General features: G+C 39.0%; 22 protein-coding genes. 15 read left to right on the top strand and 7 right to left on the bottom strand.

Going from position 1 to position 21,045, the window contains the following annotated elements; translation table 11 throughout:
• The first annotated feature begins 370 nt into the window (after positions 1-370).
• The 7 genes from LC455_RS06165 to LC455_RS06195 all read left to right on the top strand — a co-directional run bounded on the left by LC455_RS06165 (position 371) and on the right by LC455_RS06195 (position 6,903).
• A complete protein-coding gene (locus LC455_RS06165; protein WP_223589090.1) occupies positions 371-1,477 on the top strand; it encodes an ABC transporter substrate-binding protein in 1,107 nt (368 codons plus the stop codon).
• Positions 1,467-2,300, top strand: a complete 834-nt coding sequence (locus LC455_RS06170) for an alkaline phosphatase family protein (RefSeq protein ID WP_223589092.1) — start codon at positions 1,467-1,469, stop codon at positions 2,298-2,300. The genes LC455_RS06165 and LC455_RS06170 overlap by 11 nt, the downstream gene beginning before the upstream one ends.
• A 94-nt stretch (positions 2,301-2,394) precedes the next feature.
• A complete protein-coding gene (locus LC455_RS06175) occupies positions 2,395-3,249 on the top strand; it encodes an ABC transporter permease (protein ID WP_223589094.1) in 855 nt (284 codons plus the stop codon).
• Complete coding sequence (locus tag LC455_RS06180; RefSeq protein ID WP_223589096.1) at positions 3,246-4,121, top strand: ABC transporter permease; 876 nt, start codon at positions 3,246-3,248, stop codon at positions 4,119-4,121. Before LC455_RS06175 ends, LC455_RS06180 begins: the two co-directional genes overlap by 4 nt.
• Positions 4,118-5,131, top strand: a complete 1,014-nt coding sequence (locus LC455_RS06185; protein ID WP_223589098.1) for an ABC transporter ATP-binding protein — start codon at positions 4,118-4,120, stop codon at positions 5,129-5,131. Before LC455_RS06180 ends, LC455_RS06185 begins: the two co-directional genes overlap by 4 nt.
• A gap of 27 nt (positions 5,132-5,158) precedes the next feature.
• On the top strand, positions 5,159-5,941 hold the full coding sequence (locus LC455_RS06190) for a DeoR/GlpR family DNA-binding transcription regulator (protein WP_223589100.1): 783 nt from the start codon (positions 5,159-5,161) through the stop codon (positions 5,939-5,941).
• 89 nt (positions 5,942-6,030) lie between these two features.
• The gene (locus tag LC455_RS06195) at positions 6,031-6,903 is read left to right on the top strand and encodes a Cof-type HAD-IIB family hydrolase (protein WP_223589101.1); all 873 of its coding nucleotides are present in this window, start codon (positions 6,031-6,033) and stop codon (positions 6,901-6,903) included.
• A 306-nt stretch (positions 6,904-7,209) separates the two neighbouring features.
• Here LC455_RS06195 and LC455_RS06200 read toward each other — a convergent pair whose 3' ends face one another.
• The gene (locus LC455_RS06200; RefSeq protein WP_223589103.1) at positions 7,210-7,893 is read right to left on the bottom strand and encodes a helix-turn-helix transcriptional regulator; all 684 of its coding nucleotides are present in this window, start codon (positions 7,891-7,893) and stop codon (positions 7,210-7,212) included.
• 155 nt (positions 7,894-8,048) lie between these two features.
• Here LC455_RS06200 and LC455_RS06205 point away from each other — a divergent pair, with 155 nt between their 5' ends.
• From LC455_RS06205 to LC455_RS06225, 5 genes are all read left to right on the top strand, one after another.
• The gene (locus tag LC455_RS06205) at positions 8,049-8,432 is read left to right on the top strand and encodes a RidA family protein (RefSeq protein WP_223589104.1); all 384 of its coding nucleotides are present in this window, start codon (positions 8,049-8,051) and stop codon (positions 8,430-8,432) included.
• Between the two features lie 172 nt (positions 8,433-8,604).
• Positions 8,605-9,903 carry an MFS transporter gene (locus LC455_RS06210; protein WP_223589106.1) on the top strand — a complete coding sequence of 433 codons (1,299 nt, stop codon included), beginning with the start codon at positions 8,605-8,607 and terminating at the stop codon, positions 9,901-9,903.
• A gap of 42 nt (positions 9,904-9,945) precedes the next feature.
• The gene (locus LC455_RS06215; RefSeq protein ID WP_223589108.1) at positions 9,946-10,896 is read left to right on the top strand and encodes a sugar phosphate isomerase/epimerase family protein; all 951 of its coding nucleotides are present in this window, start codon (positions 9,946-9,948) and stop codon (positions 10,894-10,896) included.
• 204 nt (positions 10,897-11,100) lie between these two features.
• Positions 11,101-11,379, top strand: coding sequence for an autorepressor SdpR family transcription factor (locus LC455_RS06220; protein WP_223589110.1), 279 nt, complete (start codon positions 11,101-11,103; stop codon positions 11,377-11,379).
• A complete protein-coding gene (locus tag LC455_RS06225; protein ID WP_223589112.1) occupies positions 11,376-12,002 on the top strand; it encodes an SdpI family protein in 627 nt (208 codons plus the stop codon). The genes LC455_RS06220 and LC455_RS06225 overlap by 4 nt, the downstream gene beginning before the upstream one ends.
• Before the next feature lie 53 nt (positions 12,003-12,055).
• Here LC455_RS06225 and LC455_RS06230 read toward each other — a convergent pair whose 3' ends face one another.
• The 4 genes from LC455_RS06230 to LC455_RS06245 form a co-directional block, all read right to left on the bottom strand.
• Positions 12,056-12,943, bottom strand: coding sequence for a DMT family transporter (locus LC455_RS06230; protein ID WP_223589113.1), 888 nt, complete (start codon positions 12,941-12,943; stop codon positions 12,056-12,058).
• A 111-nt stretch (positions 12,944-13,054) separates the two neighbouring features.
• A complete protein-coding gene (locus LC455_RS06235) occupies positions 13,055-14,059 on the bottom strand; it encodes a peptidoglycan recognition protein family protein (protein ID WP_223589115.1) in 1,005 nt (334 codons plus the stop codon).
• Positions 14,060-14,205: 146 nt separating this feature from the next.
• Entirely contained in the window at positions 14,206-15,417 is a 1,212-nt protein-coding gene (locus tag LC455_RS06240; RefSeq protein ID WP_223589116.1) for a CynX/NimT family MFS transporter, read from the bottom strand.
• 114 nt (positions 15,418-15,531) lie between these two features.
• Positions 15,532-15,876, bottom strand: a complete 345-nt coding sequence (locus tag LC455_RS06245; protein ID WP_223589118.1) for a YggT family protein — start codon at positions 15,874-15,876, stop codon at positions 15,532-15,534.
• Positions 15,877-16,134: 258 nt separating this feature from the next.
• On the opposite strand from LC455_RS06245, the gene nirB reads away from it, so the two are divergent.
• The 3 genes from nirB (at position 16,135) to LC455_RS06260 (ending at position 19,905) form a co-directional block, all read left to right on the top strand.
• Entirely contained in the window at positions 16,135-18,543 is a 2,409-nt protein-coding gene (gene nirB, locus LC455_RS06250; protein ID WP_223589120.1) for a nitrite reductase large subunit NirB, read from the top strand.
• Positions 18,544-18,566: 23 nt separating this feature from the next.
• Complete coding sequence (nirD, locus tag LC455_RS06255) at positions 18,567-18,887, top strand: nitrite reductase small subunit NirD (protein ID WP_223589121.1); 321 nt, start codon at positions 18,567-18,569, stop codon at positions 18,885-18,887.
• A 169-nt stretch (positions 18,888-19,056) separates the two neighbouring features.
• Positions 19,057-19,905, top strand: coding sequence for a formate/nitrite transporter family protein (locus LC455_RS06260; RefSeq protein ID WP_223589123.1), 849 nt, complete (start codon positions 19,057-19,059; stop codon positions 19,903-19,905).
• A 37-nt stretch (positions 19,906-19,942) separates the two neighbouring features.
• Here LC455_RS06260 and LC455_RS06265 read toward each other — a convergent pair whose 3' ends face one another.
• On the bottom strand, positions 19,943-20,554 hold the full coding sequence (locus LC455_RS06265; protein ID WP_223589125.1) for an HAD-IA family hydrolase: 612 nt from the start codon (positions 20,552-20,554) through the stop codon (positions 19,943-19,945).
• Between the two features lie 67 nt (positions 20,555-20,621).
• Positions 20,622-21,035: a hypothetical protein gene (locus LC455_RS06270; RefSeq protein WP_223589127.1), complete on the bottom strand. Its 414-nt coding sequence runs from the start codon at positions 21,033-21,035 to the stop codon at positions 20,622-20,624.
• Positions 21,036-21,045: the final 10 nt, after the last annotated feature.

Here is a 21,045-nt window from a genome sequence, read left to right on the forward strand (position 1 = left end):
TGTGATCCTCTGGCACTTTTCTAAACAAAAAAGCCACACAGCCTATAGAAGCTGTGTGGCGAAAATAGAGATTCCTCTAGAAAAATCCACAAACAAATAGATTTTAGTATTCAAACTACTTTTATTACTTTAAACCAAATAAATAATGAATGTCAACGTTCTTGTTGGAGCCTATTCTGCAAAAAGAAGGATACTATGGATTTTTTCTAAAAAAGAACGAGTCATTAATAATATCCATTGCTTTCTTTAACATTGACTTTACAATTTTTTAATGTTGGATTAATGTGGAGTTAACAATGTGGATTTATGATTAAACCGTAATAAACAGTAAACAACATTATAAATTCCACATTGAGGAGAGATACTTTTTATGAATGGAAAGAAGTGGTACAAGTCGATTCAAGCTGTGATGTTAGGAATAAGTTTACTAGGATTAGCCGCATGTGCAGATACAAAGGAACCGGCTGCATCAAGTATTAAGGATCCGAACTCGTTAACCCTGAAAGAAATCGAGACAAACGCCAAAAAAGAGGGCGAAGTGAATAGTACCGGTATGCCTGATTCATGGGCAAACTGGGGGGAAACGTGGAATGAAGTGACGAAAAAATATACGTTGAAACATAATGATACAGATTTATCGAGTGCAGAAGAGATTGCCAAAATGGAATCGGAAAAAGAAAATGCCACCGCTGATATCGGGGATGTAGGAATGTCCTTTGGTCCAGTTGCTGAACAAAAGAAATTAACATTGCCCTATAAAACTTCTTATTGGGATGAAGTTCCTGACTGGGCAAAAGATGACAACGGAGACTGGGTGGTCGGCTACCAAGGAACGATTGCCTTCTTAACCAATAAAGAATTAGTGAAAAACCCGCCAAAATCATGGGATGACATCCTAAAAGGAAATTACAAAGTAACCGTTGGAGATGTTCAGCGTGGGACACAAAACCAAATGGCCGTTCTTGCTGCGGCTATCGCTTACGGGGGAGATGAAAAACATCTTCAACCAGGAATTGCCTTTTTTAAGAAACTTGCAAAGCAAGGACGTCTTAGCTTAACGGATGCGAAGCCGGCTAACATCGAAAAAGGGGAAGTAGAAGTGGCTCTTGTTTGGGATTTCAATGCCCTTGGTTATGCAGAACAAATCAATCGTGACCAATTCGAAGTTACCATTCCGAAAGAAGGTTCAGTCGTAAGCGGCTATACCACCATTATTAACAAATATGCGAAGCATCCTTATGCCGCAATGGCCGCTAGAGAATATATCTTAAGTGACGAGGGACAAATTAACCTGGCTAAAGGATATGCCCGTCCTATCCGTGATAACGTGAAGCTCCCGAAAGAAGTAGCGGATAAAATGATTCCGAAAGAAGAGTACAAGAATGCCAAACCAATTAAGGATTTCAAAGCTTGGGAAGAAACGGCTAAAACCCTTCCGCAGCTTTGGCAGGAAGAGGTGTTAGTCAATGTCAAATAAAGTAATCGCGATTGTTGTAGATGGAATGAGATACGATAAAGCATATGAGGCTTTGGGATATATTCAGCATCTGGTAGAAACCAATCGGGCAGCACTTTTCAAGGTTCGATCAGAGCTGCCTAGTCTTTCCCGTCCATTATATGAAGTGTTACTTACTGGTACACCCGCATCGATGAACGGCATTACGTCCAATCAAGCTGTGCAGCTTTCCGCCGAGAAAAGTCTCTTTCATCTGACGAAGGAGAACGGGTTAAGGAACGGAGCAGTAGCCTATTACTGGGTAAGTGAACTGTATAATCGTGCTCCATTTGTGTTTGTTGAAGACCGCGAGCAAGAGGATTCAACTAAGCCTATTCAATACGGGAAATTTTATTGGGACGATGATTATCCAGACAGCCATGTGTTGATGGATGCGGAAGCATTGCGCCGAAAGCATGACCCACACTTTTTATATATTCATCCGCTTGGTGTTGACGTAAAAGGGGAAGCGTTCGGTTCGGAATCGAAAGAATACCGTGAACAAATCTTAAAGATGGGAAGCTTGCTCGCACAGCTTTTGCCAATTTGGATGAAGGAAGGCTACCATATTTTAATTACATCTGATCATGGCATGAGTGAATATGGAAATCACGGCGGTATAACGGATGGTGAGCGTGATGTACCACTCTTTATCATCAGTCCAAAAGTGGAAAATGTTGTCCACAGTGAGGTTGTCCCACAATTGGCTTTTGCCCCGCTCGTTTGTGAACTGTTAGAGATCGAAAAGTCCGATAAAATGATCAACTATTCATTGCCAGGATGTAAGGGGAAAGTAACCGTTTAAATTTTCATAAAAAAGACTGCCGGGAATTGGTTTTACGAATGTATGCTTAAAACCAATTCCCCTATTGTAAGCGAAAATAGAGGAGAGAGAAGCCTTGAGAAAAATAAAAAAACAAAAATTTTACTTATTAGCTCTCTTACTGCCATTTCTTTTGTTTGTGATTGGGTTTGAAATCGGCCCATTAGTGGCCATGCTGAAAGATAGTTTTCATGCAGACGATGGAATTCGAGTCACGATTGGGCAATATGTAATGATTTTTAAGAGTAAATTTTACTTGCAAGCTATCCAGAACAGCCTTGTCATTTCATTGGTTTCAGCTGTCATTTCTGTGATCATCGCGGTTATTGCCGCTTATTCGTTTACAAAGTTTTCAAAAAAAATCCAAAATCGCTTGCTGATGATTGCCAATATGACTTCCAATTTTGAAGGAATACCACTTTCCTTTTCCTTTATTATTTTACTTGGAAACAACGGATTGTTTACGCTGCTTTTTTCAAAGATGGGTTTAGATGTGTTTACAGGCTTTAATTTATATTCTTGGACAGGTCTCATTCTTGTTTATATTTATTTTCAAATTCCGCTGGCTGTTATGCTGATTTATCCATCGTATCAAGGAATTAAACAGCAATGGAAAGAAGCTTCTTCTTTATTGGGTGGAACCAAATTATCTTTTTGGCTCCACATCGGGATTCCAGTTTTGCTTCCAAGCATTGCTGGTACCTTCAGTATTTTGTTTGCTAATGCAATGGGCGCTTATGCGACTGCCTATGCACTGGTCGGAAGCAACTATAATTTATTATCACTGCAAATTGCCTCTTTAGTTTCGAGTGACGTGACCTTAAAGCCGCAGCTAGGCAGTGCGATGGGCGTTCTTCTAGCTTCGACCATGATCGGGGCGATGTGGTTCAATAATCGAATGATGCGCCGGATTAGGAGGGATTTGCGATGAAAACTTCACTGAGCTTTCATAAAGTAATCATTGGTTTGCTCGTGATTTATTTATTAATCCCGCTGGCAGGAACATTTTTATTCTCGATCGCCGGTAAATGGGATCACACCATTCTGCCTGAGAGTTTAACGATGAAATGGTATATCGAATTATTTCAAGATGAACGGTTTTATGGTGCACTGCAGCATACGTTGTTTTTAATTGTTGTAACGGTTGGTCTTAGTGTGGTGATTATGCTTCCAACGATTTTTATCATTACCGTCTATTTCAGCAAATGGGAAGGATGGCTCCAAGCAGCCGCAATGCTTCCTTATGGAATACCTCCGATTGTTGGAGCTATAGGCTTGATTAAGATCTATTCAGATGGACCGCTTCAAATTACCGGAACACCATGGATTTTGGTTGGTGCTTATTTCATCACGATTTTACCATTTATGTATCAAGGTATTCGTAACAGCCTTCGGACGGTGAATGCGGTGCAGCTTGTCGATGCAGCTGAATTACTGGGAGCTACCAAATTTCAGGCGTTTCGCACTGTCGTGTTTCCTAACATTATCTCTGGTATTTTGGTATCTACCTTATTATCTGTCGCGCTGTTATTTAGTGAGTTTGCTTTTGCCAATTTGCTTGTCGGGGGCCGATTTGAAACGATTCAAATTTATCTGGCTGACAAATTAAACAGCAGCGGTCACTTAACAAGTGCCATTGTGATTACGTATTATTCGATCATTTTACTATTAACGGGAACTGTATTAAAACTTACGTTTAAAAAAGAAAAAGTTCCTAGTTTTTCTTCTAAAAAAAGATCTCTTTTATTTTTAATGAAACCATACCGTCAAAAAAATACAGCCGTAGAAGGTGAAAATTCATGAGTTATGTAACGATTGATCAAGTGACTAAGGGTTATCATCACCAAGTAGTGTTAGAAAATATTTCGTTGACCTTAAAAAAGGGAGAATTTGCGACCCTTCTTGGACAAAGCGGGTGCGGAAAAAGTACCTTATTACGATCGATTGCAGGACTTGAAGACGTGGATTCAGGAACCATCTTCATCGATGGGAAGGATATCACTCATGTATCTCCGCGTCAGCGTGAAGTAGGTATGGTGTTTCAGGCCTATGCACTGTTCCCGAATATGAATGTTTTTGATAATATCGCCTACGGTCTTAAAATGAAGAAGGCAAAAAATATTAAAACAAGTGTAACCAAGATGATCGAACTCGTCGATTTAGCCGGAAAAGAACAATCTTATCCACATCAATTATCTGGCGGTCAACAACAAAGGGTAGCTCTTGCCCGCGCCCTTGTCATGGAACCAAAAGTACTGCTTTTGGATGAGCCGCTAAGTGCATTAGATGCGAAAATTAGAAAAACCTTGCAAAAAGAATTAAGAAGAATCCAGAAAGAATTAGAGATCACCACGATTTTTGTCACTCATGATCAAGAAGAAGCAATGACGATGTCGGATCGGATTTTTGTTATGAATAAAGGAAAAATTGTTCAATCCGGTTCTCCAGTGGAAATTTATACTTCTCCAGTCAATACCTTTGTGGCGAAATTTATTGGAAATTACAATGTTTTGAGTATGGAAGTTTTCCACAAACTTGTTCACAGTACAGAGTTAAACGGGAAGGAAATCGCCATTCGTCCAGAAGTTTTGCAAATCGTTTCTGCTAATGAAGATCACTTAGGTTTACATGATAACTGGGGAATTAAAGGGCTTGTTAAAGATGTTTCGATGACAGGGAATGTCCTAAGATATGAAGTAGAAACAGAAGGGTCCGCTTTCCTAGTGGACAATCTTCATCACAAAGGAAAAATGTTTGGACAAGGGGCTCAGGTTCGGATTGTTGTACCAAAAAAAGAATGCATTATTTTATAGTCTATCAATGAATCCGGAGGAAGTAATATGACCGTTTTGCCAGAAGAACGAAAAAATGAAATTTTAAAAGAATTGAATAGTGTGGGAAAAGTTAAAGTCGTGGACTTAGTGGAGCAGTATCAGGTCTCAGAGGAAACAATTCGTCGTGACTTAATGTTATTAGAGGAAAAAGGTCTTTTAAAGAGAGTTTACGGCGGAGCGATTAAATCGGTTTTTCCATTTGAAGAGCCTCCGTTCTCACATCGTACAACAGTGAACCAGGAAGCGAAAGAGAAGATTGGAAATAAAGCAGTAGAACTCATTTCTAACGGCGATGTCATTGCCATTGATGTAGGGACCACCATGCTTGAATTTGCGAAATGTATTCAGGATAAGAAAGATATTATCATTATCACCAATTCTCTTCCTGTTTCATCTGTATTGACCGAATCTCTCAATCAAAATAAGTTTACAGGCCAAATTTTATTATTAGGCGGGCTATTGGATCCGAAGCAGCAGTCGATTAGTGGCAGTCTTACGGAACAAACGTTACAACAATTTAATATTAATAAAGCATTTATTTCCGCTGGCGGTGTTTCAATACAAAACGGGGTAAGTAATTATCATTTGCAGGAAACAATGGTTTCACGCAAGATGGTCGAGGTATCAAAGCAAGTGATCCTGCTAACCGATTCTTCTAAAATCGATGTTGATACTTTTTGTAAAGTTTGTCCTCTCGAAAATGTCGATGTGTTCGTTTGTGAGCAATCATTGCCGCAAGAATGGAAGAATCATTCGGAATTAGCGAAACTAAATTGGATTCAGGCATAGTGATCAAGAACAGGAAAATAGAGTGACGAAAAATAGGGGTCTCATTTTTTTATTAGATTTTAAGAAATGGGAAAAGGAGTTTTCAAAATATGAGCTTCATTGCGATCGATTTGGATGGGACATTATTAAACGGTCAGAATGAAATTAGTGAAGAAAATAGAAAGGCGATTCAATATGCTCAAGAACAAGGTTTTGAAGTGGTCATTTCAACAGGGCGGGCACATTTTGATGCTCAGACCATTTGTAATAAAGCCGGGATTTCTCCCTATATCATTGGGACAAATGGTGCAACGATTCATTCGAAAGACGGAAAGATGCTTTCCTCTATTCCGATATCGAAAGAGTGTGTCGGATCGATTCTAAAGTGGCTGGATGAACGGGATTTTTATTATGAAGTGTTTACTGACAAAGCGATTTATTCACTTAAGAAGAAGAGAGAACATTTTTATCACGAGATTCAACACTTGAAAATCGCGAGTTTGGATAGCAATCAGAAAAAGATAGCGGCGGAAGCTGAAAGACAGTTTGATCAGTTTGGCTATGTTCTTGTTGAAAACTATCCTGACATCCTAAAACAGGAGGAAGAAGTTTTTAATATTGTAGTCTGTTCGTTTGATCAAAAGAAACTAGCGGAAGGCTGGAACCGATTCGATATGGTAGATGAGTTGATGGTTGTTTCTTCGGGTGATCATAACATTGAAATTACGAATAAAAGTGCTTCAAAAGGAAATGCCCTTGAAAAAATGGCTCTCTTGATGAATGGATCCTTAGAAAAATCTATGGCTATCGGGGACAGCAACAATGATTTATCCATGTTCCGAAAAGTTGGATACAGTGTAGCGATGGAAAATGCGAAGGATGACATAAAAGCGGTTTGTACAACAACAACCCTTAAAAATTATGACAATGGGGTGGCTCACGCGATTTATCGATTTACGGAGAACTTCGCTCTTCAAAAATAAGTGTCATCTGTTCAAGGAGAGAACAATATGGCATGGATTTATATTTTAATAGCAGGATTTTTGGAAATTGGCTGGTTGATGGATTTCTTTAGAAAAAAGAAACCAGTGGTGCCAATCATTGAACGAAAATTGTTGAAGATTTAAGATTAATAGATAGGTAAAGAAAAAACACCCTTTGCTGTCACAGTAAAAGGGTGGTTCTCTAATGTTTCCATCATTATTCTATGAAACATAAACACGGTAAGTGAATCTCTCAGTATATCCTTTTTATTTTAAAAATTGGGTAAAAGATGAGGGACAAAACCATTATTTTATTTTATGTAAATATCTATAGATAGTCGCTTCTGATACATCTAGATATTTTGCAACCTCACTTACCCCGCCTTTTAATAAAAAGGCTCCCTTTTCATTGAGTTTTTTTACCACATCTATTTTTTCTTGTGGAGACATCCGCTCTGCCGGGACGTCATACTCAGATAAAACCCCTTTAATAAGAGAGGAGAGAAGATCTTCTATATTTTCTTCGAAATTTTCATAAAGATTCGGATCATGAACCGGCTTTATTTGCTCGACAGAATCATTTTTGGGATTTTCAATCATAATGACTTGATCTAAAATGTTGCGCGCCTTAATAAAGTCGGTGATATCAACATTAACACAAATCATTCCAATAATTTGGTTACTTTCATCTTTAATAAAATAGCTGGAAGAACGAAGTGTATTAATCGTTTTTGAACTGCTTTTATAATTGCAGATATAATCCCGATCTTTATAGCTTTTTTCTTTTATTATTTTCAAAGCAAGATCCGTAATAGGACTATTTATCTTTCTTCCGCTAATTTGTCCATTCACAATTTCAATAATGGAATGATCAGGGTTCGTTACATCATGTAATACAACCTCGCAATTTTCTCCCATTATTTCAGCAATAAAATGCACCATGGGAATATACTGTTTCAGTTTTTCGGTATTTGTCAGCATTACCATCATCCATCCAACCTTTTTTCCATATCAATTTTAGTTTAACAAAGATTTAATAAAATTCAATAAGATAAATTTCTGAATTTTTAGTTGATGTGATAAAAAATATACATTATAATAATAAAAAATCATCATAATAATTTTTTATCACAGGAGGTTTTACAATGCTCAATTCGATTTCAACCAAAAATGCTCCAAGAGCAATTGGTCCGTATTCTCAGGCAGTAAAAATCGGGGAATTCCTTTTTATATCTGGGCAACTACCGATTAACCCAGTCACAAATGAAATGCCGGAAACCATTACAGAACAAGCAAAACAATCATTGGAAAATGTAAAAGCAATTTTAGAAGAGGCTGGAAGCGATCTACATCATGTAGTGAAAACAACTGTCTTTTTAGACGATATGAATGCTTTTACACAAGTGAATGAAGTATATCAATCGTATTTTAGTGGAAACTATCCTGCTAGAAGTGCAATAGAGGTTGCACGCCTGCCAAAGGATGCTTCAGTGGAAATCGAAGTAATTGCCTGTTTATCAAATAATTAGGAGGTTTTTTATTAATCTATAAAAATAACAATCAATTAGGTTAACTGTCGTTTTAGTTAAGGCTTCTGCATCGATGTCACAAGGGGGTGAGAGAGTTTTAATTAACCATTTGTGTAAGCCTTTTCATCCTATATTTTCTACTTGAAATATCTATTTTAGGAGGGACATGACATTGACGAATCAAAATAATAACATGAAAAAATGGTTTACGCTTGCCGTATTAATACTTGGCGGGGGAACGGTTTTTAAGCTTCCCTGGTTAAAAGATGCCTTTTATGTCCCTATGATGGATTATTTCCATTTAACCCACACACAGATGGGTTTCACGTTATCTGTTTATGCATTTATCCAGACCTTCGGTTACCTTATCTCGATGTATGTAGCCGATCGATTTTCTAAGAAAAAATTGATGCCAGTTGCTTTAATTGGAATTGGAGCAACAGGATTCTACTTAACCACATTTCCAAGTTATTATGAAATATTAGTAATTTGGGGGCTTTTCGCTTTATTTGCTGAAATTGCTTTTTGGCCGGTCTTAATCAAATCCGTAAGATTATTAGGAGACTCAGATGAGCAAGGAAGAATGTTTGGATTCTTAGAGGCGGGAAGAGGAGTCATAGATACGGTTATTGCATTTGCTGCTCTCGGAATTTTTAAATGGCTCGGAGAAGGGGCAGCCGGTTTAAGAGGTGCAATTCTCTTCTTTTCGATCACCATGATTGTAATTGCTATTATTTTATATTTCCTTCTTGAAGATGATGTCATTTCAGCTGTAGATGAGCAAGGTCAAAAAGTAAACAAAAATAAGGCAGCATTAGAAGGTGCATTAAAGGCAGTAAAAATGCCAGAAATATGGGTTGTCGCTTTTACTATTTTTTCAGTGTATTCCGTTTATATTGGCTTAACCTACTTTATTCCATTTTTAAAAGACATTTATGGAATACCTGTCGCTTTAGTTGGAGCATATGGAATTATCAATCAATATGGTTTGAAAATGTTAGGCGGACCTATAGGGGGATTCCTTGCAGATAAAAAGTTTAAATCTCCTTCAAAATATTTGCGGGTAGCTTTTGCTGCATCGATCATAGGAATGATTATTTTTATTCTCTTGCCTCATCAACATCTGAATGTATATTTTGGCGTAATTTTTACACTAGCTTTCGGTGCTATTATCTTTACACAAAGAGCGGTCTTCTTTGCTCCAATTGAAGAAGTTGGCATTCCGAGAGAAATAAGTGGTGCAGCAGTTTCTATAGCTTGTTTAGTAGGATATGCACCTTCTATGTTTGCCTTCACGCTATATGGAAGCATGTTGGATCGTTCGCCTGGTATGGAAGGATATAGACATGTCTTCTTGACCATGATTGCATTCGCTGCTTTAGGTTTTCTGATTAGCAGCTATTTAGTTAAAGTCGTAAATAAGAAAAAAGCACTCCAGCAAGATTCGGAGAGCAACCAAATCAAAGCGTAATTTTTTCATTAATAGATAAATTGACGTAAGGGTGGATAAAAAATGAAAATTGGATTAGAGACAGAAAGCTTTCACTTACAGTTTATAACTGGTCGAATGGATATCTTCGGTTTTATCAGAAAAACAGCCGAATTGGGATTAGATGGAGTCATGATCAATATCGTCCCATGGCCGGGGTTACCAGGAAGAGGCACCTTAGAGTCGTTTGAGCCTGAGTATTTAGATAGGGTAAGAAATGAAATTCAAAAGTATGGATTTTTCGCTGAAATTGATACAAATGGAACGGAACCGGCACATTTAAAAGAGGTCATACAGGCAGCCCATAGAATAGGAGCGGATGTGATACGCACGTATGCATGCATGGGCGAGTATGATCAGGAAAGATTGAAAAAAGCACCCGGGGATATCAAACAAATTGTTCCTTTTCTGGAAAAATACAGAATCAAACTTGCTGTGGAAAATCATGAGGAAGAATTAACAGATGAAGTTATTGAAATTATTAAGGAAGTCAACAGCCCTTGGGTTGGCGCGCATTGTGATGTTGGCAACGGAATGATGGCATGGGAGGACCCTGTTGAAGCCGTTGGAAAACTAGCACCTTATGCTTTTACAACTCATTTTAAAGATCATATTATCGTTCATGATGGCGAGAATTACAGAGTATGCGGCGTACCTGTAGGGACAGGAAATATCGATACGGAAGAATGTTTTAAAATCTTGGTTGAGAAATCTACTCTAACTAGGATCAATGTTGAAATGTGTTTCCCATATGCCATTCATTTTAAACGCGAGCTTGGTGCAGGAGGAGTCTTTGCAGTAGGTGAAGGAGCATTTAAGGTTGAGCAGCCTCCTTATGATTTAAATGTTATTAAACCATTGGATTACTATTATCCTCCAGAAGAACTTTTAGACCAAATGATTGAAGATCAAGAAAAAGGTACAGAGCAATCGGTTAAGTATACACTTGCTTTGCGTGATAAATATTGCCGTTGAACTTAAGGGAAAAAAGAGAAAAATAAAAATTGTCGTAAAACAGAAAGGTCGGACTCTTACTCCGGCCTTTTTGTATATATAAATTTAGAAATTTATCTAAATATCTAAAAGGATTAATTGACTAATTTTAAAAATTGCCATATTATACATTTAGATAATTTTCTAAATACCTAAAAGTAAGATGCAAAGGAAAAGGGTGTTGACATGAATGAAGCTTTTAAGGCGTTGTCCGATCCAAGCAGGAGGAAAATTCTCCATTTATTGAAAAAGAAGGACTTATCCGCAGGAGAAATTGCTGACCATTTTAATATGACAAAGCCAAGCATTTCACACCATTTGAATTTATTAAAGCAAGCGAACTTGGTGGACTCAGAAAAAAAGGGACAGCAAATTATTTATAGCCTAAATACGAGTGTGTTTGAAGATGTAATTACCTGGTTTATGGATTTTTTAAAGAAGGATGAAGGGGAAGATATAAAATGAAAAGAAACTGGTTTGGCCTGTTTTTACTTATAATCATCATCATCGGAACCTGTATTTCCTATCCGTATTTACCTGAACAAATTGCGGTCCATTGGAATTATAAAGGTGTCCCAAATAGCTTTGCGGATAAATCTTTCGGAGCCTTTCTTCTGCCTGGGATTATGTTAGTCTTATATGTTTTTAGAATACTATTGCCTAAAATCGACCCAAAGAAACAAAATTATCAACGATTTGAAGGGACCTATAAATGGATTATGAATGGAATTCTATTGTTCCTGTTTTTACTTCAAATTGTACAAATTACGAGTGCAATGGGGATTATTAATCCCGCAATGGTCGTTCCTGAATTAATTGGATTATTATTTATCTTTATTGGCAACTTAAGTCCAAAATTCAAACCGAATTACTTTGTTGGAATTCGCACACCATGGACTTTAGCGAGCGAAGATGTATGGAAGAAGACCCATAGATTTGGCGGAAAGGTATTTGTTATACTAGGATTATTGATGTTATTGGTTCCAGTTATTCCAACGGCAATCCAAGCTTACTATGTAATCACTGTAATAGTGGTTAGCTTAGGCCTTATTATATTTTCTTCTTACTATTTTTTTATCAAAAATTAACGTCTAGGAACGAAATCTATATTTTTAAATAAAAGGCCAGGCTTCTACTACGATTATGTTGTAGAAGTCCGGCCCTTTTTTTCGATTTTTAACTCACTTAAAAAAGTGGCACCAAGAACAAGGATGCCGCCGAGCAGTTGAATCAACGTCATGCTTTCGTGCAAGAAAATGGCAGCGATGAGGACGGCAGAAATCGGATCGATATAGCTAAGGACTGCAATCGTTTGTCCCTTTAATTCTTGAAGCGATGTGAAATATAAAAAATAAGCCAGCCCAGTATGGATAATACCAATTATTAATATGAAAATGACCGAAGTAGAATTGATACCTGTAAAATCCAAATGACTTTGCCATACTACATAGGGAAGCAGCACCAACGCGCCTGCCATTAATTGAACTAATGTAATTTCAAAGCCTGATAAGTTTTTAATAAATTTGTTCATTAATATCACACTAGCATAAAAGGCTGCCGCTAACAGGCCATATAAAATACCAACTACGTTATTCTCCGAACCGCTTGAATTTCCGGAACCAGGATTTACTATTAAAAATAGTCCGATCATAGCCATAATAATGCAAATAACCTTCGTGCTTGTCAGTTTTTCTTTCAAAACCCAAGGTGCTAAAATCATTACAAAAATCGGAGCAAAATAATAGCTAATCGTGGCATTGGATATAGTCGTATACCGATAAGACTGAAAAAGAAAAATCCAATTAAGGCCAATGGCAGTACCTGATACCAAGAGCAGAATGGCATTTTGTTTTAACGCTTGAAAGGATGGCTTATGTTTAACGATGAAACTTACAATTAGCAAGAATAAACTGCCGATGATCCCCCTTAAAAAAGCAATTTCACTGGAAGACAGGTCTATCTTTTTAACAAATACCCCGATGCTTCCGAAAATGAGCATCGTCATGATGAGTCTCAGTTTTCCGTTCAAGTTAATCCCCCCTAATTCTTAATCCAAACATAAAATGAATGAATTCTCAACAAAAAAATACTATTAAACGAAAAGAAGGTGACCACCATTTTTGGGCCACCTTCTACATGTTTAATGCAAGGATGCTAAAATTTCCTGCATTTTTTGTGTCACTAACGGATAGAAATTATTTTTTGCACTGGCAGTGGAATTACCGCCGAAAAATCCAGTACCTGGGCATGTTTTAATGGCATGGCCTGCAGTGTTATCTAATACTCTTTCTCCCGAATTCACATCCCACCAATGATGATAGGTGATACTGTCTACGGTAGGAGTTAACCCGTATTTTATCATAAGCAGGGCAGTGATGGTAACAATTGTTTCCCTTTGTTCCGCTGTCATTTTTTCCGCATCAAAGTTCCCAACATTTTCGATGGCTAACGCATCAGCCTCAATGGCATGCATGGCCTCTTTATTGAGTAACCCAAATGAACCTTCAGGAGCGATGTTAAATGGACGGCCAACGACAACTCTGCCGTCTGGGAAGGTAGTTAATTGCTGACTGATCATGCTCCATTTCATCCCATTTACATGATAATCCTCCATACCCTTCATCAGGGCAAAATGGTTGGAGCCATTGAATTGCTGGTATGATGGCTGATAAGTATGATGCTGTTGGACTTTTCCAACCCTTCTCGTAAACTTTTGGTTGAAGATCCAATCTTTAAATTCCTCCCTGGTCATAAGAATGAATTTTCCATCCATGGACAGTTTTTTAGGAGGAATTTTTAATTTTTGCCCTACATAAATAACATCGGATGAAAGGCCGTTTGCAGTTACGATTAAAGAAACTGTAGAATTAAAGGCTTGTGACAGCTTCCAAAGATTATCCCCTGGAGCAACCTCGTACATGATGGGAACCCTTAACTTCTGGCCAACTAAAAGTAAATCTGATTGTAATCCGTTGATTAGTTTTAAGTCTCCAACAGAAGTCCCATAGGTATTGGCGACCTTCCATAAATTATCCCCAGATTTCACCTCATACGTGTTACGCGGGTTATTTGCTGCATGAGCAGGGGATAAATGCATTTGCATTCCTAAAATTAGAGTAAATAGAATCACAAATTGTTTTTTCATTTATGAATTCCTTTCATAATGATTTCACAAAACAACTCTTTTTATGTTTTGTAAATCAAGACATTTGAATTCATTTAGTTGTGCGGATGGGTCAAATTTTTACATTCAATCAAAAAAAGCGAACAGTGACTAGCGCTGTTCGCCTTTTAAATATACCGATCACGGCCTGATATCATCCCAAATAGCATCACGACTACAGAGACTAAAAGGAGGGTGATAAGTGGAATGGTCCACATATGGGTCTTATCATATAGAAAACCAATGAACATTGGGCCAACCGCCGCAAGGATATAACCGGTTGATTGTGCCATACCTGATAATTCAGCAGCCTGTGCGGCATTCCTCGCACGGAGTCCAATATAGCTTAGAGCTAATGGAAAGGTTCCCCCTAATCCTATCCCAATTAAAATAATACTGATAATGGCAATAGGATAGGAAGAGCTAAGCAGTAATCCGCCATACCCAGCAAAGGAGCAAATGTTTAACAGTAAGGCAATCCATGATTGTGAGCGAAACCGACCTGCAATAACAGGGATGAAGAAACTAGCAGGTAAACCGACTAATTGGGAAAACGAAAGCATCCATCCTGCCGTGTTGCTACTCATTCCGCGGCTTTGCAGGATTTCAGGCAGCCAAGAAATGGTGACATAAAATAAAAAGGATTGAAATCCCATAAAAATCGCGATTTGCCAGGCAAGCGGCGAGCGCCAGACTTCATTAGAATTGGAGCTGACTTTTTTGATGGAATTTTGACTTCTTTGATTGGATTTCACAAGAAGTGCCCACACCATGATCGCAATTATAGCGGGGATTCCCCATACTACTAAGGCTCCCTGCCAGCCAAGATTCAAGCCGTCCGCTAAAGGAACACTTAACCCTGATGCTAATGATGCCACAAATCCCATAGAGGTTGAATATACACTTGTCATTAAACCGAACTTCTGAGGGAATTTATCCTTTACGACGGCTGGCAAAAGAACATTTCCAATCGCAATACCCATTCCTGCCAAAAGGGTCCCGGTAAAAAGAAAAAACGTGACGGGAATAGATCGGATACCTATTCCGATTAACAGTGAGCACAAGCCGATCAGCATTGTCATTTCATTTGAAAACCGACTGGCTAATTTTGGAACGATCGGTGACATGGCGGCAAAAACAAGTAATGGCAGACTCATAAGTAAGCCGGCACTCCAGTGGGCCAGTCCCACATCAGCCTGAATTTTTCCTACCAACGGTCCTACCGAGGTAATGGCAGGTCGCAAATTAAAAGCTACAAGGACAATCCCAGCTACAAGTAAAAATATATAGGTCGAATTCGATTCAGATTTGGTATGAGCAATTGACTTTCGTAATTCCACAAATAGAACTCCCTTTCTTACAAGCAAACTTTCTTAAGTATATCACAACTAATAAAGAAAGAGGTAAAGGGCGAACAGTTCCCAACTGTTCGCCCTTGCGAATTTATATTCTTTTTAAACACCAATAACATTTAAGGATTGACGGAGACCTTCAAGCGCAAACATTCTTATAAATCTGAAGGCGAATAAGGCAATAATTGGTGAAAAATCAATGGGGCCTAAAGGGGGAATAAACCTCCTGAATAAGCCTAAATAAGGATCAACTACCCTAGAAATCCAACCTCCAATTTTTGATGAATGAAATTGAGGAAACCAAGAGCCAAAAATCGAAATCAAGATCAACCAATAATAAGCCTCAAAAACATATTGTACAAATAGAAAAATGTTAGAGCCCAATGTATATCTTCCATTCTCTTTTAATTTTTTAAAAACGGACAAACCCTTGTCCAGATGATACATATACGATTAAGATCCAAAAAGGTTTCAAAATTATTATGTAGAAAAGAGCAAATATTATCAACTCTTAATTATTAAAAAAATCCACTTCAATTGTATGCGTTACCAATGCAGTCAGGATAAAGCTGGTCAGCACTTTAAGCGATTAAAGCGATAAAATTTGTATGTCAGATTAACTTACACATTCGTGTTAATGGACTTTCTAACGTGTTATAAAATATTCAAACAATTTATTTTCTAACACGGAGGGGGTAGAAACGCATGAAGAAACAAAAGCTTGTACTTGTCGGGAATGGAATGGCCGGGGTGAGAGCAATAGAAGAAGTGCTGAAAATTAACCGGGAAAAGTTTGAAATAACGATTTTTGGTCAGGAGCCGTATCCGAATTATAATCGAATACAACTTTCCACGGTCCTGCAAGGAGGTACCTCTGTTCGCGATATAACCTTGAATGAATGGAAGTGGTATGAGGACCACAATATCCGTTTATATCTGGGTGAATCGGTTACAGCGATTGATACGGAAAACCAAATGGTTTATACAGATAAAGGGAGAATAGAGTCCTATGACAAACTGATTTTGGCAACAGGCTCAAACCCCTTCATGCTGCCGCTGCCGGGAGCAGATAAGGAAGGAGTTACCGCCTTTCGGAACATTAAAGACTGTGAAAAAATGATTGAATATTCGAAAAAACATAAGAAAGCGGCGGTTATTGGCGGGGGCTTGCTGGGCCTTGAAGCTGCACGCGGGTTATTGAACCTTGGGATGGAAGTGGAGGTCATCCATATTCATCACTACTTAATGGAACGTCAATTGGATCAGACAGCAGGAAAACTATTGCAAACAGAATTAGAAAAACAGGGGATGAGATTCCTTTTACAAAAAAACACAGCAGAAATTTTAGGAAAAAAACAGGTAACAGGTCTTCGCTTTAAGGACGGCACCAAAATTCAAACGGACTTAGTGGTAATGGCGGTTGGGATTAAGCCCAATGTTTCTTTAGCAATAGAAGCTGGGATTCCCGTTGACCGTGGAATTATTGTCAATGACTACCTGGAAACGGATGTCCCAAATATATACGCGGTTGGGGAATGTGCGGAACATCGCGGCATTGCCTATGGTTTAGTTGCCCCGTTATATCAGCAAGGGCAAGTGTTAGCCAAAATACTTTGCAGTATCGAGGATGAAGGTTACAAGGGGTCTGTCCTTTCTACACAGCTGAAAGTATCGGGCGTCGATGTTTTCTCCGCTGGGAAAATAAATGAGGACGAACATACAAAAGCCTTCAAAGTGTACGATGATTACCGCGGTGTTTATAAAAAAGTCCTAATCGAAGACGGAAAGATATCTGGGGCTGTTTTGTTCGGTGACACAAAGGACGGGAATCGTCTATTAAGCCTCATTAATAAAGGATCAGCCATTGAGGAATATTTAGAGACGGACTTAAGTAACGGAAATGAGCAAAGTGTCGTCGCCGCAATGGCTGATGGAGAACTCATTTGCGGCTGTAATGGTGTCACAAAAGGAGCCATCGTGGAAGCTATCCGAACGAAAGGCTTGACAACAGTAGACCAAGTAAAGGGCTGTACAAATGCTTCCCGTTCGTGCGGTGGATGTAAATCACTGGTAGCGGACCTTTTACAATGTACCCTTGGTGATCAATATCAGGCAGACCAAAAGGAAGCCATCTGCGGATGTACCGATCTATCTAGAGATGAGATTTTGCAGGAAATCCGTGAAAAGGGTTTGACTCATATTCGTGAGGTTATGAATGTGCTTGATTGGAGAACGGATGGCTGCTCGAAATGTAAGCCAGCTTTAAATTATTACTTAGGAATGATTTACCCATTAAGTTACAAGGATGAGAAAGAAGCCCGCTATGTGAATGAAAGGATGCATGCTAATATTCAAAAGGATGGCACTTACTCGGTCGTACCGCGAATGTATGGAGGAGTGACGACCGCAGATGATCTAAGAAAAATTGCCGATGTTGCGGATAAATACAAGGTAGGGCTGATTAAGGTTACAGGGGGCCAGCGCATTGACTTACTTGGTGTGAGAAAAGAAGACTTACCGAAGATGTGGGCTGATCTGGATATGCCCTCCGGTTCTGCCTATGCCAAAGGACTTCGAACCGTTAAAACCTGCGTTGGTGAAAACTTCTGCCGCTTTGGTACACAAGATTCCATTGGAATGGGGATTCGTCTGGAAAAGAAATTTGAAGGACTAAATACCCCGCACAAGGTCAAAATGGCCGTTTCCGCTTGTCCGCGTAACTGTGCAGAAAGTGGAATTAAAGATGTGGGTGTTGTTGGTGTCGATGGGGCTTGGGAAATGTATGTAGGCGGAAATGGCGGGACGCATCTCCGTTCAGCGGATCTTTTATTTAAATTTAAAACGGAGGATGAGCTTGAAGAAATGATTGGAGCGTTCCTCCAATATTACCGGGAAACGGCCCATTATTTAGAAAGAACCTCAGGATGGGTCGAGCGTTTAGGGCTTGATCATATTCGGGAAGTACTTTCCAATCCAAATACAGTAAAAGAATTAATGACGCGAATGGAAGAAGCATTGTCGGTTGTTCAAGAACCTTGGAAAAAAGCCATCCAGGACAAAACGCTGTTAAAAGACCTCTATGAATCTTTAAAACTCCCGGTGGAAACGAAATAACGGATTATTGGAGGGGAAAGAAAATGGAAAAAACATTACGTCCCATATTGGTCGGGAAAGCGGAAGATTTACCGCAAAAGCTTGGAAAAACCGTTACGATTGGCCGAAAAGAAATTGCTGTTTTTAAATTGGAAAATGGAAAAATTCATGCTATTGAGAATCGTTGTCCTCACAAAGGCGGAGTTCTGGCGGAAGGAATCGTTAGCGGGGAATTTGTTTACTGTCCCTTGCATGATTGGAAAATCAGCGTAATGGACGGAAGAGTGCAAGCACCAGATGTGGGCTGTGTTCAATCCTATCCAGTCGAAATCAGAGATGGTCAAGTATTTATTTTTCTAAACTGAATGGCTTTGTTAAAGTTCATTCTTGATTTTGAAACTCTGTTGATTGGAGCGGAAGGCGCGAGACTCCTGCGGGAGGCTCCCCGGACCGCCAGCGGAAAGCGAAGCGCCTGGAGCGCAAATCAACAGCCAAGTATAACACAGCCAAGCGAATAAAAAGGAGAGTGAAAGAATGTCATTACTAAGTCCAAATCAAGTAGTAGAAAACATGATTCAGGCAGGGGAAGCGAAAGCCAAACTGCCGGTAAAGGATTTATTGATTCGCGGGGCGTTGGCAGGAGCGTTTCTTGGGTTTGGAACGACTTTAGCCTATTCGGCAGAATTGCAAACTGGAATGGGGGTCGCAGGAGCGATTCTTTTTCCGGCTGCCTTTGTCCTCATCATCCTGCTTGGGTTGGAATTAGTAACGGGCAGTTTTGCGCTGATTCCGGTTGCCGTCATGGACAAACGGGTGTCCGTTCGCCAAATGATTAATAATTGGTTTTGGGTTATTGTTGGTCATATAATTGGAGGAGTTTTTTATGCGTGGCTGTTTACGATTGCCACCACACAGTTTGGACATGTGACCAATAATGCTGTTGCAGCGAAAATTATCGCCGTATCACAGGCCAAAACAGTTGGCTATAAAAATCTTGGGGTTGATGGATTCATTGTTGTGTTTGTTAAAGCGATGTTATGTAATTGGATGGTGACATTGGGAGCGGTAATGGCGATGACTACCAAGTCGGTCATTGGCAAAATTACAGCAATGTGGCTCCCGATTTTAATCTTTTTTGCCCAAGGCTTTGAGCATGCAGTTGTGAACATGTTTGTCATTCCAGCGGGGATGATGCTTGGTGCAAATGTTTCCTTCATAGATTGGTGGGTCTGGAATCAAATTCCAGTAATAGCGGGGAATTTGGTTAGCGGGTTTTTATTTACTGGCGCAGCCTTATATTATACACACAGGAAAGCCGAGACCAAAAAGGTGCTGGATATGGCTAAGAAGGCGGCCCCCCTTACAAGTCCGCAGCAAGGTTAATAGAAAACTTCAACAAAAAGCCCCTTGTTAAAAAAAATTAAAGGGGCTTTTTATGGAAATGGGTAAGGACCTCAGAAATAAAATCGGCATAGTTATCGATATGAAAATCTGCTTCTATATTACGATTCTGAAAGGCAACGGTTTTGATATTTAAATGCCGGGCTGGAATTAAATCTAAGTCGCGGTCGCCGACTACCAAATCAATATGGTGGCTCTTTAGAACATACTCATAGGAAGAATGATGAGGCTTTCTAGTGAATCCTTGTTCTTCAACGGATACGATCTCCTTAAAGTATTTGGCTAAATCGTATCTTTCAAGGAGATAGATAGTAGATTCTTTATCGCGATGAGTCACAATAATATTGTTATCAACGGCTGATAATACATCCACTAAGTGTTCAAATGGAACACTGTGTGTTTTCGAGTAATAGTTATGGAGCTTTTGGTATTCTGCTCTAAGCTCTAAAGAAATTCCATAGTGTTTAAAAGCTGTTAAGGAATCTTTTTTTAACCATTTCAGCACTTCAGTGCGGTCTAGGTCTTGCTGGCTTAATTTAATAAATCCTTCGACAAGGGCTGGATAAGTATCAAAAAGAGTCCCGTCGAAATCCCACAAAATATTAATATGAATCCCTCTCTTCAAGTTCATTACTACTCCACAATCGAAGAAATGTTCCCAATATGTATCATTGGGAACATTTCGATGATTATATTGTTTACTTACCAATACTTGATGTCTCTTTTTCTTTCATAGGGTTAAACTGAAATTTTTTAAGATTTGACATCCACTCGTAGTAGTGAATTTCACACAGGCCACGAAGAAAATGGTAATTATAACAATCTTCAACCCCGCATAATTTAATTTCCTTGGGTGTGTGTGGATAGCCTATTTTTTTGTAAATGTAGTTATGATGTTCGCAGTAACCATTGGCAAAGTAGGGTTTGGAACAATCTATTGCCAAACAATGGTCAACCGAGCGAGCCTCTACCCTGATGGTATCTGTATTCCCTCTTCTTCTCATTCGAACGTAATGCTTATTACATAGCTGCCGAGCTTTAATGGGTTCACAGCATCCTTCTACAGTACACAGACCTTTCGTAGAAAACCGCTTTTTTTCAAGTGTCTCCAATTGTCCTCAC

It is taken from the genome of Neobacillus bataviensis (assembly GCF_019969725.1).

Bases quoted from the DNA above. Each gene is read 5' to 3' on its own strand.
- LC455_RS06205 (WP_223589104.1), top strand. From the start codon at position 8,049: ATGCTCAATTCGATTTCAACCAAAAATGCTCCAAGAGCAATTGGTCCG.
- LC455_RS06200 (WP_223589103.1), bottom strand. From the start codon at position 7,893: ATGATGGTAATGCTGACAAATACCGAAAAACTGAAACAGTATATTCCC.
- LC455_RS06215 (WP_223589108.1), top strand. From the start codon at position 9,946: ATGAAAATTGGATTAGAGACAGAAAGCTTTCACTTACAGTTTATAACT.
- LC455_RS06195 (WP_223589101.1), top strand. From the start codon at position 6,031: ATGAGCTTCATTGCGATCGATTTGGATGGGACATTATTAAACGGTCAG.
- LC455_RS06165 (WP_223589090.1), top strand. From the start codon at position 371: ATGAATGGAAAGAAGTGGTACAAGTCGATTCAAGCTGTGATGTTAGGA.
- nirB (WP_223589120.1), top strand. From the start codon at position 16,135: ATGAAGAAACAAAAGCTTGTACTTGTCGGGAATGGAATGGCCGGGGTG.
- LC455_RS06235 (WP_223589115.1), bottom strand. From the start codon at position 14,059: ATGAAAAAACAATTTGTGATTCTATTTACTCTAATTTTAGGAATGCAA.
- LC455_RS06225 (WP_223589112.1), top strand. From the start codon at position 11,376: ATGAAAAGAAACTGGTTTGGCCTGTTTTTACTTATAATCATCATCATC.
- LC455_RS06260 (WP_223589123.1), top strand. From the start codon at position 19,057: ATGTCATTACTAAGTCCAAATCAAGTAGTAGAAAACATGATTCAGGCA.
- LC455_RS06180 (WP_223589096.1), top strand. From the start codon at position 3,246: ATGAAAACTTCACTGAGCTTTCATAAAGTAATCATTGGTTTGCTCGTG.
- nirD (WP_223589121.1), top strand. From the start codon at position 18,567: ATGGAAAAAACATTACGTCCCATATTGGTCGGGAAAGCGGAAGATTTA.
- LC455_RS06170 (WP_223589092.1), top strand. From the start codon at position 1,467: ATGTCAAATAAAGTAATCGCGATTGTTGTAGATGGAATGAGATACGAT.
- LC455_RS06220 (WP_223589110.1), top strand. From the start codon at position 11,101: ATGAATGAAGCTTTTAAGGCGTTGTCCGATCCAAGCAGGAGGAAAATT.
- LC455_RS06190 (WP_223589100.1), top strand. From the start codon at position 5,159: ATGACCGTTTTGCCAGAAGAACGAAAAAATGAAATTTTAAAAGAATTG.
- LC455_RS06265 (WP_223589125.1), bottom strand. From the start codon at position 20,554: ATGAACTTGAAGAGAGGGATTCATATTAATATTTTGTGGGATTTCGAC.
- LC455_RS06245 (WP_223589118.1), bottom strand. From the start codon at position 15,876: ATGTATCATCTGGACAAGGGTTTGTCCGTTTTTAAAAAATTAAAAGAG.
- LC455_RS06185 (WP_223589098.1), top strand. From the start codon at position 4,118: ATGAGTTATGTAACGATTGATCAAGTGACTAAGGGTTATCATCACCAA.